The organism is Kitasatospora sp. NPDC092286 (genome assembly GCF_044755565.1).
GTDB lineage: Bacteria > Actinomycetota > Actinomycetes > Streptomycetales > Streptomycetaceae > Kitasatospora.
The window spans coordinates 105510-119171 of sequence record NZ_JBIVRD010000012.1; the positions used below are offsets into that span (position 1 = coordinate 105510).

A 13662-nucleotide genomic window follows, 5' to 3' on the forward strand; every position below is an offset into this window, starting at 1 on the left:
CCCCGGTGGGCGCAAGCCCCCAGCGCACCGGCGCGGCCCCCGGCGCACGGGGTGCGGGGGCGCGCTGGGTGGACCGCCGCGGGAGACCCGCTACCAGCGCACCGCCGCGAAGCCGACCGGACCGCCCTCCGCGCCCACGTGGCCGATCTCACGTACCGCGACGAGCCACCTACGGTGGCGTAGGTCACTTGAGACAGTGAACTATCTCCTTCATGCCGAACCTCCAGGAGACCCTTGACCTCAGTTCGTACGCCGCCCTCGGCGACAGCTTCACCGAGGGGCTGAACGACCCCGGCGCCGACGGCGCCTTCGCCGGCTGGGCCGACCGGCTCGCCGGCCTGCTCGCCGAAGGGCGGCCGCCGGGCGGGTTCCGCTACGCCAACCTCGCGGTGCGCGGCCGGCTGCTGGACCAGATCACGGCCGAGCAGGTGCCGCAGGTCCGCCGGATCCAGCCCGACCTGGTCACCTTCTGCGCGGGCGGCAACGACATCCTGCGCCCGGGCAGCGACCCCGACGAGGTGGCCGAGCGCTTCGAGGCGGCCGTGGTCCAACTCGCCGCCTCCGCCGGTACGGTGCTGATCTGCACCGGCTTCGACACCCGGGGCGTGCCGCTGCTGAAGCACCTGCGCGGCAAGATCGCCACCTACAACGGCCACATGCGGGCCGTCGCCGACCGCAACGGCTGCGAGGTCGCCGACCTCTGGTCGCTGCGCGCCGTGCAGGACCGCCAGGCCTGGAGCGAGGACCGGCTGCATCTGTCCGGCGAGGGGCACCAGCGGGTCGCCCTGCTGGCCGCCCGCTCACTGGGGCTGCGTACCGAGCAGGACCCGGAGGCGCCCTGGCCGACGGTGCCCGCGCAGTCCCCCGCCGAACAGCGCCGGGAGAACATCCAGTGGGCCCGCGAGTACCTGCTGCCGTGGGTCGGCCGACGGCTGCGCGGCGAGTCCTCCGGCGACCACGTCGAGGCGAAGCGACCGGAACTGCTCCCCCTCTGACGGACCGTCGGGCCGCGGACCACCCTTGCGGCACCCGGCCGGCCGCCCGTTCGGGCGCCCTTCAGCACCCCGGCGCGGCGGCCCCTCCGCTCGAATCGGCAGATCGGGCACGGGGCCGCAGCGTCCAGGACCAGGCGGCGAGCGCGAGCAGGCTGAACGCCGCGCCGAGCAGGCAGACACCCGGCCAGCCGGCCGCCGCGTACACCGCCGTGGAGGCGATGGCACCGACCGCGCTGCCGACCGAGTAGAACACCATGTAGCCGCCGATCAGCCGGCCTCCGGCGGCCGGGTCCAGGGCGAGCACCATGGTCTGGTTGGTGACGTGGACGGCCTGCACCGCGAGGTCCAGCAGGATCGCGCCGAGCGCCAGCGCCCAGAGCGACTGCCGGGTGAGCGCCAGCGGCAGCCAGGAGAGCGCCAGCAGGCCGAGACCGAGACCGACCGTCCACTGGCCGCGCCCCCGGTCGTACAGCCGTCCGGCCGGGGCCGCGGCCAGCGCGCCCGCCGCGCCGACCAGGCCGAACGCGCCGATCGCGGCGGGCGACAGCGACAGCGGCTCCTCGCTCAGCGGCAGCGCGACGCAGCTCCACAGCGTGCTGAAGGACGCGAACACCAGCATGGTGATCAACCCCCGCCGTCGGAAGACGGGTTCGCGCAGCGGCAGCCGGACGAGCGCGCGGAGCGCCGGCCGGTAACCGGCCGCGTCCGGCCGCGGGAGGGTGCGCGGCAGGGCACGGCGCAGCGCCCCGGCGACGAGCAGCGAGAGCACGGCCGAGAACGCGTACACCGACCGCCACCCCGCGAGGCCGGCCAGCAGACCGGCGACCGTCCGGGCCAGCAGGATGCCGACGACCACACCGCTGGTCACCAGGCCCACCACCCGCCCGCGTTCGCCGTCCGGGGCGAGCACCGAGGCGAACGCCACCAGGGACTGCGTCAGCACCGCGAGCAGCCCGACGCCCGCGAGGCCGGCCAGCAGGACGGGCGCGCTGCCGGCCGTGGCCACCACGGTCAGCGCGAGCGCCAGCAGCACGGCCTGCGCGGTGACCAGGCGGCGGCGTTCCAGCAGGTCGCCGAGCGGTACCAGCAGGATCAGGCCCAGGCCGTAGCCGACCTGGGTCAGGGTCACCACGGCGCCCACCGCGGCCCGGCCGATGGCGAGTTCGTCGGCGATGGCGACCAGCAGGGGCTGGGCGAAGTACACGTTGGCCACCGCGACCCCGCAGGCGAGGGCGAACAGCAGGGTGAGGTGCCGGGGCAGCGCCCGCGGCGGACTCTGGTTGCAAGTTGCTACCTTCATGGCCGCACGGTAGCCCGCTGCGGTAGCATGTTGCAACCAGGAAGGGTGAGCGCCGGAGGCAGCCATGGTGAAACGGACCCGCTTCGACGACAGCTCGTGCCCGGTCGCCCGCTCGGTCGACGCGATCGGCGACTGGTGGTCCCTGCTGATCGTGCGCGACGCCTTCGACGGCAGCCAGCGGTTCGGCGAGTTCCAGCGCAGCCTCGGCGTGGCCAAGAACATCCTCAGCGCCCGGCTGCGGGCCCTGGTCGACGGCGGTGTGCTCGCCGTCGTCCCCGCCTCCGACGGCAGCGCCTACCGCGAGTACGTGCTCACCCCCAAGGGCGAGGACCTCTTCCCCGTCGTCGTCGCCCTCCGGCAGTGGGGCGAGCGCCACTTCTTCGACCCCGACGAGCCCCACTCCGAACTCCTCGACCGCCGGGACGACCGCCCGCTGGGCCCGCTCGCGGTGCACGCCGCCGACGGCCGCCCGCTCGCCCCGGCGGACACCCTGGTGCGGAAGGTGCCGCCGGGGGACGGATGAGCGGCCGCCCACGCGGGCGACCGGCCGGGCGGATCGAGGGGGTCGAGGGGGTCGAGGGGCAGGCCGGTGTGCGCGGGCTTCAGCGCGTTCGCGCCGGCCGGCGGTTCGCCGACGGCGCGCGCACCGCGCCGAGGCCGGTGTGCGCCGCGCCGGCGAGCACGGCGCCGACCAGGTACCAGGCCAGGTCCGGCGGGTTGAACGTGGAGCCGAGCACCAGCCGGGCGAGCGCACTGCGGTGGCCCAGATCGTCCGGCACACCGGTGAGTTGGAAGAACTCGACCGCCCAGCTCAGACCGGCCGCCCACGCGCCCGCGCGCACCGGCCGCAGCCGCGGCGCGGCGAGCACCACCAGGGCGTACACCAGCACCGTGTACAGCGCGTCCCCGGCGTACTTGGCGACCTCGCCGCCCGCCACCGCCCGCACCCCGAGCCCGGCCGCCACCGTCAGCACCGCGGCCGCGCCGGCGGCCGCCCGCACGCCCCGGCTCCCCCGAAGACCGTCCATCCGGCCCACCTTACAGCGCGGCCCTGTCCCGCTCGGGGCGCTGCGCCGACCGCGGGAACAGCGGGCAGGGGGCTCCTCGGCGCTGTACATCCCGGGGGCGGGGGACGCCACCACCGGCAGCGGCCGAACAGGGCGCCGCCGGTGGTGACACAAGGTCACGGGCGCTCGCGCAGACCGGCGATGACGGTACGGGCGTCCACCCGCGGCCCGCGGTTGTACGGGAGCCTGGAGAGCATCGTGCCCATGGCGCAGCTGTTGGTGAGCGCGGCGAAGACCAGGCCCGCGCCGACGGCGGTACCGACCAGGTGCAGGCCGGGCACCGCCAGACCCACCAGGCCGGAGGCCGCGACGATGGTTCCGGCGACGAGCCGGACCTGGCGCTCCAGTTCCCAGCGGGCCGGGCCGCGGTTGACCGGGCCGCCGGTCGCCTCCCAGGCGGTCATCCCGCCGTCGAGCACGCGCAGGTTCGCGAGGCCGGCTTCGGCGAGGGCCCGCCCGGCCTGCGTGGCGCGGGCGCCCGAGCGGCAGATCAGGACGACGTCCTCGTCGAGGTGGTGCAGGAGTTCGGCGCGGTGCTCGCGCAGCGTGTCGAGGGGGACGTTGCAGGCGCCGGGGATGTGGACGGTGCGGAACTCGCCGGGGGTGCGGACGTCCAGCAGCCGTGGGCCGCCGCCGTCCTTGGTGAGTTCGCGCAGTGCGGCCGCGGTGAGTGCGGCGGGGTTGCGGGTGGTGGTGGTCATGGGAGAGGTCCTCCGTGGTGTCGGGCTGGGGTGTCGGTCCGGCCGCGTCGGATGCGGGCCGGGGGGATGCGGGCCTGGGATGCCGGGTCGCGGTCAGGCCGCCGCCGGGGCGGTCAGCACCTCCCAGGCGCCGTAGCCGCCCAGGATGTCGGAGACGTCGGTGAAGCCGTGGTGGCGCAGCAGGCTGGCGGCGATGGAGGAGCGGTGCCCGCCCGCGCAGTGCAGGACCAGCGGGCGGTCGGTGGGGAGCTCGTCCAGACGGGCGGGCAGCTCGTTGAGCGCGATGTGCAGGGAGCCGTCGATGAAGCCGGCCGCGCGCTCGCCGCAGGTGCGCACGTCCAGGACGACCGGGGGCCGCTCACCGGCGAGCGCGGTGCGCAACTGGTCGGCGGTCAGGCGGCCGGCCGGGGCGACGTCGTCGGCCAGGGCGGCCAGGGCGGTCTCGGGGTCGCGCAGGTAGCCGGCGACCCGGTCGAAGCCGATCCGGGCGAGACGGGTGACGACCTCCGCCTCGCGGTCCTGCGGCGCGACGACCACGATCCGGTCCTCGGGCGACAGGACGGCGCCGGCCTGCTCGGCGAAGCGCCCGTCGGCGGGGACGTTGATCGCCTCGCGCAGGTGGCCGGCGCCGAACTCCTGCGGGTCGCGGGCGTCGACGACGACGGCGCCGTCCTCGCGCAGGGCGAGGAACTCCTCGACGGGCAGCGGCCGGGCGGTCGCCGACGGGTCGAACAGCGGGTGGTCCTGGCGGTTGAGGGCGGCGTCGTAGCCGAAGTAGCCCGGCGCGGCGGACTGGCCGGCGGTGACGATGGCGACGAACTCGTCCTCGCCCATCGGCGCGCAGGCGTAGTTGGTGGCGCGCTGGGCGCCGATGCTGGACTGGCGCTCGGTGGAGAGGTTCTTGCCGCAGGACGAGCCGGCGCCGTGCGCGGGGAAGACCCGCACCTCGTCCGGCAGCGCCATGAGCTTGCGCTGGACGCTGTCGTAGAGCATCCGGCCGAGCTCCTCGGCGGTCACGCCCACGGAGGCGAGCAGGTCGGGGCGGCCGACGTCGCCGATGAACAGGGCGTCACCGGTGAGCACGCCGTAGGGGATCTCGTCGCCGGCGTGCTCGCGGACCAGGATGCTGATCGACTCGGGGGTGTGGCCCGGGGTCTCCATGACCTCCAGCGTCACCTCGCCCAGGCTGATCCGCTCGCCGTCGGCGAGCCTGCGGATCGGGTACTCGGTCTCGGCCCGCCGCCCGTAGCCGATCCAGGCACCGGTGCGGGCGGCCAGCTCCAGGTGGCCGGCCAGGAAGTCCGCGTGGAAGTGGGTGTTGACGACCGCCTCGATGGTGAAGCCGTGCGCCTCGGCGTCGGCGACGTACTCCGAGACGTCGCGGCGCGGGTCGACGACGACGGCCTTGCCGGTGGACTCGTCGGCGATCAGGTAGGACGCCTGGGAGAGGCAGTCGAGGTAGTACTGGGCGAAGAACACGGGAACCTCCAGAACAAGGGCTTCATACCCGGTCGGGTATGTGGACGGTCGGTCGTGGCCGGCGGACGGGCCGGCGAACAGGCCGGTGGCCGGGCGCGGGCCCGGGCGGAGTGCGTCGGGTCAGGTGCGGCGTCGGGTCAGGTGCGGCGCGGACGGGGGCCGGCGGCGAATCCGCCGCCGGGCCGCGCCGCGGCGAAGGCCTCCAGGCCTGGTTCACGGGCCATGTCGCACCTCCGAATACCCCAGCAGGTATCTTCCCCTCGAACGTAAGGCAGCGGCCACCCGCTCGTCAAATACCCCCTAGGGCATATCCGAGGCCCTGCGCGGATGCGGCCGGGACTGCGGACGGGCCCGGAGCGGAGGCCGGGGAGGATCATACGGGTGGGGGTATACCCTGTGAAGAGCGAATACCCCCGCCGGTATCAACGCCGAGATGCCGCTCACGGCATCCACCCCCCATCACACGATCCGGAGGACACCCATGCCGCGTTCCCCCGCACTCCCCTCCCTCCCGTCGGCAGCCACCGCGGACACCCACGGCAGGACCGTCTCAAGGGAGCCGGTCATATGACCACGCTCGTGCTCGCCCTCGTCGCCGGCGCCGTCGTCGGCCTGGCCCTCGGCGGACTGGGCGGCGGCGGCAGCATGCTCGCCGTCCCCGCGCTGATCTACCTGCTCGGCTTCACCCCCGCCCACGCCACCACCGCCAGCCTGGTGATCGTCGCGGTCACCTCGCTGACCGGCCTGCTCGCCCACGCCCGCGCCGGCCGGGTGCGCTGGCGCACCGGCGCCCTGTTCGCCGCCGCCGGGCTTCCCGCCGCTGCGGCGGGTGGCGCGCTCTCCGCGAACCTGCCCGCCGCCCTGCTCACCGCCGCCTTCGCCGCCCTGGCCGCGCTCGCGGCCTGGCGCATGCTCGCGGACGCCCGCAAGCCCGCCGAGCCGGAACCGGCCGCCGCCGGGCCGACACCGACCGTCGGCGCCGCGCGTCCCACCGGCGCCGTACGTCCCGCCGCGACCGGCGCGGGCCTGGGCGCGGTCACCGGGCTGCTGGGCGTCGGCGGAGGCTTCCTCGCCGTACCCGCCCTGGTCTCCGCGCTGGCGTTCACCATGGCGGAGGCCATCGGCACCAGCCTGCTGGCGATCAGTGCCAACGCCACCGCGGCACTGCTGCCCCGGCTCGGCTCGGCCGGCAGCGTCGACTGGGCGGTCATCGGGCCGTTCACCGCCACCGCCGTGCTCGGCGCCTGGGACGGCAAGCGGCTGGCCGACCGTCTCAGCGGCCGCACCCTCCAGAAGGCGTTCGCCGTCGCGCTTCTGGCCGTCGCCGCCCTGATGGTCGCCGACGCCCTGTGGCGCTGACGCCGGCCGCACCCGCGGCGCACCACTTGTCGCCCCCCGAAACCTCCCGCAGGAGAGCCATGACCGCCACTGCGGCCCCCGCCCCCCCCACACACACCGGCACCGTCCGGCTCGGGCTCCGCGCCAACCTCCCGCAGTTCACCCTGCTCGTCGCGGTCAACGCACTCGTCGGCGGCATGCTCGGCCAGGAGCGCACCGTCCTGCCGCTGCTCGCGAGGGACGTCTTCCACCTGTCCGCCTGCACCGCGGCCCTCACCTGCATCGCCGCGTTCGGCGCGACGAAGGCGGTCACCAACCTGGCGGCCGGCGCCTGGGCCGACCGGTTCGGCCGCAGACCCGTGCTCATCACGGGCTGGCCCGGGGCCGGCCGGCGGCGTGCGGTCGTCCGACGGGCCCTGGGGCGACACACCGGCTTCCCCTTGACCTTCACACCGGTGTGAGCCCCGATGATGCTGCCATGACCGCCACACCGTTCAACCCGCACACGCTGCTCGAAGAGAGCCGGCTCGGCGTCCTGGCCACGATCAGGGCGGACGGACGGCCGCAGCTCTCCCCCGTCCTGCCCTTCTACGACCGGGCGGCGAACGTCATCCACGTCTCCACGACCGAGGGGAGGGCCAAGACGGCCAACCTGCGCCGGGACCCACGGGCCGCGCTGGAGGTGACCAGCCCCGACGGCAGGTCCTGGGCCACCGCCGAGGGCGTCGCGAGGCTCACCGGGCCGGGGACCGAGCCCGACGGACCGGAGGTCGAGGCGCTGGTGGACTACTACCGGGCCGCCGCCGGGGAGCACCCCGACTGGGACGAGTACCGGTCGGTGATGGTGTCCGACCGCCGGGTGCTGATCACCATCCCGGTCGACCACGTGTACGGCGCCAGAATCGGCTGACCCGACGGACGCCGCCCCCGCGCGGACACCACCGCGGGGGCAGCGGCCCGCCCCTCCCCGAACCGGCGGAACCCGGACCGGCGGAACCCGGACCGGCAGGGCCCGTAGCGCCGAGTCCCGCACCGCCCGTCGGGCCGGAACCGTCACCGGGCACCCGGACGTCCCTCTCCGCGCGGGCCGTTCAAGATGGCCCGGTAGCCTGCTGCGCGGCCCGCGAGGGGCCGGGTCCGTGCAGGTCGCGGGCGGGAGAACGGAAAGGCGGGGCGGGGCGCAGTGACGCAGCTGACCGAAGTGGTGAACGGGTCCGGAACACGGGCCGACGTGGTGGGGACGGGGCGGGCGGCGGGGCGGCGGTTCACCGTGGACGGGTTCGCGCCGCAGCAGGACGGTCTGGCGCGTGAGCGCGGCAAGGCCCTGCGCAAGCGCACCCCGCGCGAGTGGCACGCCGGGTTCACGCCCTCCCCCGACCGCCCGACCGCGGTCGAGGCGATCGAGGCGTCCAACGCCGGCCGGCTCGACGACCTGGTGCCGATCCGGCTCGGCCGGATGGCCGCTACGCCGTTCGCGTTCCTGCGCGGCGCGGCCGGCCTGATGGCCGCCGACCTGGTCGGCACGCCGACCACCGGGACGGCCGCCCAGCTCTGCGGTGACGCGCACGCCGCCAACTTCGGCCTCTACGGCGATGCCCGCGGCCAACTGGTCATGGACATCAACGACTTCGACGAGACCGTGCCCGGCCCCTGGGAGTGGGACCTCAAGCGGCTCGCCGCCAGCCTGGTGCTGGCCGGCCGGGAGATCGGCGCCGATGCGGCGACCGCGCGCCAGGCCGCGTTCGACACGGCCGGCTCGTACCGACGCACCATGCGCGCGCTCGCCAAGCTGCCCGCCCTGGACGCCTGGAACGCCGTCGCCGACGACGAGCTGGTCTCCTTCGCCCAGGCGCACGGCCTGGCCGAGGTGCTGCAGAGGGTCGGCGCGAAGGCGCTCGGCAACACCAGCGCGAGGTTCGCCGCCAAGTCCACCGTCCGCGACACGGAGGGTGGCCGGCGTTTCACCGCCGCTCCCCCGGTGCTCAGCGAGGTCACCGACGCGACGGCCGCCGCGGTGGCCGTCGCCCTCGGCCCGTACGTGCGGACGGTGCCCGCCGAACTGCACCCGCTGCTCTCCCGCTACCGCGTGCAGGACGTGGCGTTCCGGGTGGTGGGCACCGGCAGCGTCGGCACCCGCTCGTACGTCGTGCTGCTGACCGACCACCGCGATCAGCCGCTGGTGCTCCAGGTGAAGGAGGCCCGCCCGTCGGCGCTGCTGCCGCACCTGGCCCGCGCGGGCTACCCGGTGACGGCGCCGGACAGCCACGAGGGCCAGCGGGTGGTGCTCGGCCAGAAGCGCATGCAGGTGGTCAGTGACACCCTGCTCGGCTGGACCACCGCCGACGGACTGCCCTACCAGGTACGGCAGTTCCGCAACCGCAAGGGCAGCGTGGACCCGGCGGCGCTGCTGCCCGACCAGCTGGACGACTACGCCCGGATCACCGGTGCGCTGCTGGCCCGGGCCCACGCGCACACCGCGAACCCCGGCCTGATCGGCGGCTACTGCGGCAAGAACGAGGCGCTGGACGACGCGGTGGCCACGTTCGCGGTGGCCTACGCGGACCGCACGGAGGCGGACCACGCCGACCTGGTGGCGGCGATCCGGGCCGGCCGCCTCCCGGCCGAGCACGGCGTCTGACGATCCGTCACATCCGTTCACCGCGGGCCCGGCCGGCGGGATCGAGGAACGGCGCGACCGCCGCGACGAACTCCGCCGGCCGGGTGCGGTGCACCAGGTGCCCGGCCTCGACGGTGACCGGAATCCGCCGGTGGCGGCGCGGCCGGCTGTTCGCCGGCCGCGCGAACCCCCGTGTCAGCGCTCCGCCCGGACCGGCGAGGGGCCGGGCGCGGCCGCCAGCGCCGCGGCCTCGCCCGTGCGCCCCGCGCGGCTCGCGCACACCGAGGCCAGCACGGCCAGCCCCGCCACGGCCGCGCAGACCGCGCTCGCGTACAGATAGGCCGACCGGTGGCCGCCCCCGCCCGCGGTGGCGCGCAGATAGACCCCGGAGAGCGCGGAGACGCAGACCGCCGCCGCGATCCGCTGCGTCATCTGCAGGATCGCCCCGCTCACCCCGGCCGCCTCGGCGGGCGCGTGGCGCAGCACATACGCCTGGTTGGTCGCGCCCATCAGGCCGACGGCCGTGCCGCCGAACAGTTGCAGCACCGCGAGCAGCCAGGGCAGCAGCGCGGCGGGCGCCCAGTGCGCGACCAGCCCGCTGCCGAGCATCACCAGGGCGGAGCCGGTCATCCCCACGGTGACGGTCCGTCGGCCGAAGCGCCGGACGACCCGCCAGGCGAGCGCGGAGGCGAAGCCCATCGCCACCGCCGAGGGCAGCGAGACCAGGGCCGCGCCCATCGGCGAGAGGCCGAGGCCGTCCTGCAGGAACATGGTCAGCACCAGCCCGGCGGCGATGGAGGAGCCGAACTGGGCCATCGCCACCGCCGTGCCGAGCGCGTACGGCGCCGAGCGGAGCAGCGCCGGGTGGATCAGCGGGTGGCCGCCGGCCCGGGCGTAGCGGCGCTGCCACCAGGCCAGCGCGCCGAGCAGCAGGCAGGCGCCGGCGGCGAAGGCGAGCCAGCCGGCCCAGCCGGGCGGCTGGACGAAGGGCAGCATCAGCGTCAGGGTCAGCGCGGCGACCAGCAGCAGGCCGACCAGGTCGAGGTCGGCGTTCCGGCTGCTGGGGCGCGGGCGGGGCAGGTAGCGGGCCGCCAGGGCGACGGTGGCCAGCCCGAACGGTACGTTGAGCAGGAAGGTCAGCCGCCAGCCGAACCCGGGGCCGACCGCCGCCAGCACCGCGCCGCCGATGGGCGGGCCGAGCGCGAAGGCCAGGCCGCCGGTGACGGCGTACATGCCGAGCGCGCGGGCCCGCAACTGGCCGCTGAACACGTCCTGGAGGGTGCCGATCATCTGGGAGTTGACCAGCCCGGCCCCGGCGCCCTGGAGCAGCCGGGCGGCCACCAGGACCGTGGGGTCGGTGGCGGTCGCGGAGAGCAGGCTGACGGCGCTGAACAGGGCGAGGCCGGTGACGAAGAACCACTTGCGGCCCTTGACGTCGCCGAGTCGGCCGCCGGGCACCAGGGCGAGGCCGAAGGCCAGGGAGTACCCGGCGACGATCCACTGCAGGTGGGCGGGCTGGGCGTGCAGGCTCTCGCGCAGGGCGGGAATCGAGGTGTTGAGGACGGACTGGTCGAGCAGGGTGGTGAAGCCGCCCGCGACGCAGACCAGCAGGACGCGGCGGCCGGCGGCGTCGAAGCGCTCGGCGGATATCGGTCCGGTGGCGGCCGGCCCGGCGGGGCTCACGGTTCGACCACCACCAGCGCGTACCGGACGCCCTCGGGCCCGGGGTTGTGGAAGCGGGTGGCGCCACCGACGAAGCGCAGGCAGTCCCCGGCCGCGAGCAGCTGCGGCTCGCCGTCCACCGTGAGCTCCAGCCGGCCCTCCAGCACCCAGAGATGGTGCTCCAGCCCGGGGACGGACGGCCGGTCGTAGCCGAGGTCGGCGCCCGCGGGCAGCCTGCCCTCGATCATCTCGGCGCGCAGCGAGCCGTGCGGCGGGGAGACCGAGCGGCGGACGAAGCCGGTCTCCTCGTCCCGCCAGATCCGCTGGTCCCCGGCCCGGACCAGCCGGGCCGGGGCCGACTCGACCTCGGCCAGCAGCCGGGACATGGTGCGCCCGTAGACGGCACAGAGCCGCCCCAGCAGAGCGGCCGTCGGGCTCACCTCGGCCCGCTCGACCCGGGAGAGCGTGGACCGGCTGACATCCGCCCGCCGGGCCAACTCCTCCAGGGTCCAGCCACGTTGGACCCGAAGCTCGGCGAGACGGCCGGCCAGCCGTTCATCGGCGGCGGTGTCGATTCCCATATTCGCGATGTTATCCCGAATCCGGGATCACCAGGGGCGCGGCGACCGGCCCGTCCGCCGCGGGCCCGCCCGGTGGCCCCGCGGCCCGCACCAGGCCGGGCGGCCGGGCAGCCAGGTCACCGGACCGTCGGACCGTCGGACCGCCGGAACTCCCGCGCGTGCCGCCGCGGGCGGGTCCGGTCATGCTGGAAGAGGGAGCCGCCGTCATCCGGCCGTGCGGGCAACCCGCCCACGCGGCCGTCGGGACGGAAGAGCCGAAACGGAAGAACGGAAGAGGGGCAGGGTCGGCATGAGAGTCGTCGTCGATCTCAACCGCTGCCAGGCGTTCGCCCAGTGCGTCTTCCTGGCACCCGAGGTTTTCGAACTGCACGGCGAGGAGTCCCTGATGTACCGGCCCCGCTTCGACGAGGCGCACCGCGACGACGTGCTGCGCGCGGCCGCCGCCTGCCCGGTCCAGGCCATTCTCGTCGACCGCCTGGACGATTCCCGGGACACCCGGACGAGGCACGGCGATGGCTGCTGACAGCGCCGTGCGGGCGTTCCGCAGAGGCGGCCGCATCGTCATCGTCGGCGCCTCGCTCGCCGGGCTGCGCGCCGCCGAGCACCTGCGCGAGGAGGGGTTCGGCGGATCGCTCACCCTGGTCGGGGACGAGCCGTACGAACCCTACGACCGGCCACCGCTGTCCAAGCAGGTCCTCCTGGGCCAGGTGCTGCCGCAGGACACCGACCTGCCCCGGCGGCGGGCCGTGGACGCGCGGTGGAGACTCGGAACCGCCGCCACCGGACTCGACCGCGAGAACAGACGGGTCCTGCTGGCGGACGGCGACGCGGTGGAGTACGACCGCCTGCTCATCACCACCGGCGTGCGGTCGCGGCCCTGGCCGCAGGAGAGCGAGGCGTCGCTGGACGGCGTCTGCGTCCTGCGCACCAGGGACGACACCACCCGGCTGACCAGACGGCTCGCCGGGCGGCCCCGCAGGATCCTGGTCATCGGTGCCGGCTTCACCGGTTCGGAGATCGCCTCCGCCTGCCGGGAGCGGGGCCTGGAGGTCACCGTCGCCGAGCGCGGTCCGGCCCCGCTGGTCGGGGCGCTCGGCGGGGTCGTCGGCACCGCGGCGGCGGACCTCCAGCGCGACCACGGTGTCGACCTGCGCTGCGGGATCACGGTGACCGCCCTGGAGGGCGACCCGGCCGGACGGCTGCGCCGCGCCCACCTGTCCGACGGCAGCCAGCTGGACGCGGACGTGGCGGTGGTGGCGCTCGGCGCGGTCCGCAACACCGGGTGGCTGGAGGGGACCGGGCTGGCGGCGGGCCCACGCGGGATCGCCTGCGACGCCGGCTGCCGGGCCTTCGACATCCACGGCATCGTCACCGACGACATCTTCGCCGCGGGCGACGTGGCCCGCACCCCCCACCCGCTGTTCGGCTACCAGTTCCTGTCACTGGAGCACTGGGGCAACGCCGTGGCACAGGCCGAGATCGCGGCGCACAACATGATCAGCCCCGGGACGGAGCGCCGCCCGCACCTGTGGACGCCCGCGTTCTGGTCCTCGCAGTTCGGCGTCACCGTCAAGTCGGTCGGAGTGCCGTCGATGGCCGACGAACTGGTCGTCACCCAGGGCTCGCTCGCCGAGCGCCGCTTCGTGGCCGCCTACGGCCACCAGGGCCGCATCATCGCCGCCGTCGGCTTCGACCAGGCGAAATGGATGGGTTTCTACCAGCGGCTGATCGAGCACGCGGCCCCCTTCCCGCCCTCCTTCCACGCCGTCGACCGACCGGGCGGGGGACAGCAGCCGGTACCGGCCCGGTTCCCCGACCCGGCACTGCCCAGCCACGGCCCCACCGTCACCCTCACCGGTCACTCGCCCAGCGAGCGGCGGGTCGTCTTCACACCCGCCCCGGCCTGACCGGCGGGCCGAGCC

14 protein-coding genes are annotated in these 13662 nt (G+C 75.4%); 8 read left to right on the top strand and 6 right to left on the bottom strand.

Features of this window, described 5'->3' with window-relative positions:
- Positions 1–212: 212 nt before the first annotated feature.
- The gene (locus tag ACIQIB_RS14880) at positions 213–995 is read left to right on the top strand and encodes an SGNH/GDSL hydrolase family protein (protein WP_400758210.1); all 783 of its coding nucleotides are present in this window, start codon (positions 213–215) and stop codon (positions 993–995) included.
- A gap of 61 nt (positions 996–1056) precedes the next feature.
- Here the strand turns inward: ACIQIB_RS14880 and ACIQIB_RS14885 are convergent, their stop codons facing one another.
- Positions 1057–2295 (bottom strand): MFS transporter, encoded by a 1239-nt coding sequence (locus ACIQIB_RS14885; RefSeq protein WP_363606181.1) that lies wholly within the window; start codon positions 2293–2295, stop codon positions 1057–1059.
- 64 nt (positions 2296–2359) lie between these two features.
- Here ACIQIB_RS14885 and ACIQIB_RS14890 point away from each other — a divergent pair, with 64 nt between their 5' ends.
- Positions 2360–2818, top strand: a complete 459-nt coding sequence (locus ACIQIB_RS14890; protein WP_400758213.1) for a winged helix-turn-helix transcriptional regulator — start codon at positions 2360–2362, stop codon at positions 2816–2818.
- 79 nt (positions 2819–2897) lie between these two features.
- Here the strand turns inward: ACIQIB_RS14890 and ACIQIB_RS14895 are convergent, their stop codons facing one another.
- From ACIQIB_RS14895 to ACIQIB_RS14905, 3 genes are all read right to left on the bottom strand, one after another.
- A complete protein-coding gene (locus tag ACIQIB_RS14895) occupies positions 2898–3323 on the bottom strand; it encodes a DUF2809 domain-containing protein (protein ID WP_363606185.1) in 426 nt (141 codons plus the stop codon).
- Positions 3324–3478: 155 nt separating this feature from the next.
- Positions 3479–4063: a rhodanese-like domain-containing protein gene (locus ACIQIB_RS14900; protein WP_400758215.1), complete on the bottom strand. Its 585-nt coding sequence runs from the start codon at positions 4061–4063 to the stop codon at positions 3479–3481.
- A gap of 93 nt (positions 4064–4156) precedes the next feature.
- Positions 4157–5542 (bottom strand): rhodanese-like domain-containing protein, encoded by a 1386-nt coding sequence (locus ACIQIB_RS14905; RefSeq protein ID WP_400758217.1) that lies wholly within the window; start codon positions 5540–5542, stop codon positions 4157–4159.
- 567 nt (positions 5543–6109) lie between these two features.
- On the opposite strand from ACIQIB_RS14905, the gene ACIQIB_RS14910 reads away from it, so the two are divergent.
- From ACIQIB_RS14910 to ACIQIB_RS14925, 4 genes are all read left to right on the top strand, one after another.
- The gene (locus tag ACIQIB_RS14910) at positions 6110–6901 is read left to right on the top strand and encodes a sulfite exporter TauE/SafE family protein (protein ID WP_400758219.1); all 792 of its coding nucleotides are present in this window, start codon (positions 6110–6112) and stop codon (positions 6899–6901) included.
- Between the two features lie 59 nt (positions 6902–6960).
- A complete protein-coding gene (locus ACIQIB_RS14915; protein ID WP_400758221.1) occupies positions 6961–7341 on the top strand; it encodes a hypothetical protein in 381 nt (126 codons plus the stop codon).
- Positions 7342–7358: 17 nt separating this feature from the next.
- A complete protein-coding gene (locus ACIQIB_RS14920; protein WP_363606192.1) occupies positions 7359–7790 on the top strand; it encodes a PPOX class F420-dependent oxidoreductase in 432 nt (143 codons plus the stop codon).
- A gap of 282 nt (positions 7791–8072) precedes the next feature.
- Positions 8073–9518, top strand: a complete 1446-nt coding sequence (locus tag ACIQIB_RS14925) for a DUF2252 domain-containing protein (protein ID WP_400758334.1) — start codon at positions 8073–8075, stop codon at positions 9516–9518.
- A gap of 174 nt (positions 9519–9692) precedes the next feature.
- Here the strand turns inward: ACIQIB_RS14925 and ACIQIB_RS14930 are convergent, their stop codons facing one another.
- Positions 9693–11180, bottom strand: a complete 1488-nt coding sequence (locus tag ACIQIB_RS14930; protein WP_400758223.1) for an MFS transporter — start codon at positions 11178–11180, stop codon at positions 9693–9695.
- Positions 11177–11740 (bottom strand): helix-turn-helix domain-containing protein, encoded by a 564-nt coding sequence (locus ACIQIB_RS14935; RefSeq protein WP_400758225.1) that lies wholly within the window; start codon positions 11738–11740, stop codon positions 11177–11179. Before ACIQIB_RS14935 ends, ACIQIB_RS14930 begins: the two co-directional genes overlap by 4 nt.
- A gap of 289 nt (positions 11741–12029) precedes the next feature.
- Between ACIQIB_RS14935 and ACIQIB_RS14940 the strand changes: the two genes are divergently transcribed.
- Both ACIQIB_RS14940 and ACIQIB_RS14945 read left to right on the top strand, forming a co-directional pair.
- Positions 12030–12263: a ferredoxin gene (locus tag ACIQIB_RS14940; protein WP_363606198.1), complete on the top strand. Its 234-nt coding sequence runs from the start codon at positions 12030–12032 to the stop codon at positions 12261–12263.
- Positions 12253–13647, top strand: coding sequence for an NAD(P)/FAD-dependent oxidoreductase (locus ACIQIB_RS14945; protein ID WP_400758227.1), 1395 nt, complete (start codon positions 12253–12255; stop codon positions 13645–13647). Before ACIQIB_RS14940 ends, ACIQIB_RS14945 begins: the two co-directional genes overlap by 11 nt.
- Positions 13648–13662: the final 15 nt, after the last annotated feature.

Coding starts and splice junctions, on each gene's coding strand:
- ACIQIB_RS14880 (WP_400758210.1), top strand. CDS start 213: ATGCCGAACCTCCAGGAGACCCTTGACCTCAGTTCGTACGCCGCCCTC.
- ACIQIB_RS14885 (WP_363606181.1), bottom strand. CDS start 2,295: ATGAAGGTAGCAACTTGCAACCAGAGTCCGCCGCGGGCGCTGCCCCGG.
- ACIQIB_RS14890 (WP_400758213.1), top strand. CDS start 2,360: ATGGTGAAACGGACCCGCTTCGACGACAGCTCGTGCCCGGTCGCCCGC.
- ACIQIB_RS14895 (WP_363606185.1), bottom strand. CDS start 3,323: ATGGACGGTCTTCGGGGGAGCCGGGGCGTGCGGGCGGCCGCCGGCGCG.
- ACIQIB_RS14900 (WP_400758215.1), bottom strand. CDS start 4,063: ATGACCACCACCACCCGCAACCCCGCCGCACTCACCGCGGCCGCACTG.
- ACIQIB_RS14910 (WP_400758219.1), top strand. CDS start 6,110: ATGACCACGCTCGTGCTCGCCCTCGTCGCCGGCGCCGTCGTCGGCCTG.
- ACIQIB_RS14915 (WP_400758221.1), top strand. CDS start 6,961: ATGACCGCCACTGCGGCCCCCGCCCCCCCCACACACACCGGCACCGTC.
- ACIQIB_RS14920 (WP_363606192.1), top strand. CDS start 7,359: ATGACCGCCACACCGTTCAACCCGCACACGCTGCTCGAAGAGAGCCGG.
- ACIQIB_RS14935 (WP_400758225.1), bottom strand. CDS start 11,740: ATGGGAATCGACACCGCCGCCGATGAACGGCTGGCCGGCCGTCTCGCC.
- ACIQIB_RS14940 (WP_363606198.1), top strand. CDS start 12,030: ATGAGAGTCGTCGTCGATCTCAACCGCTGCCAGGCGTTCGCCCAGTGC.
- ACIQIB_RS14945 (WP_400758227.1), top strand. CDS start 12,253: ATGGCTGCTGACAGCGCCGTGCGGGCGTTCCGCAGAGGCGGCCGCATC.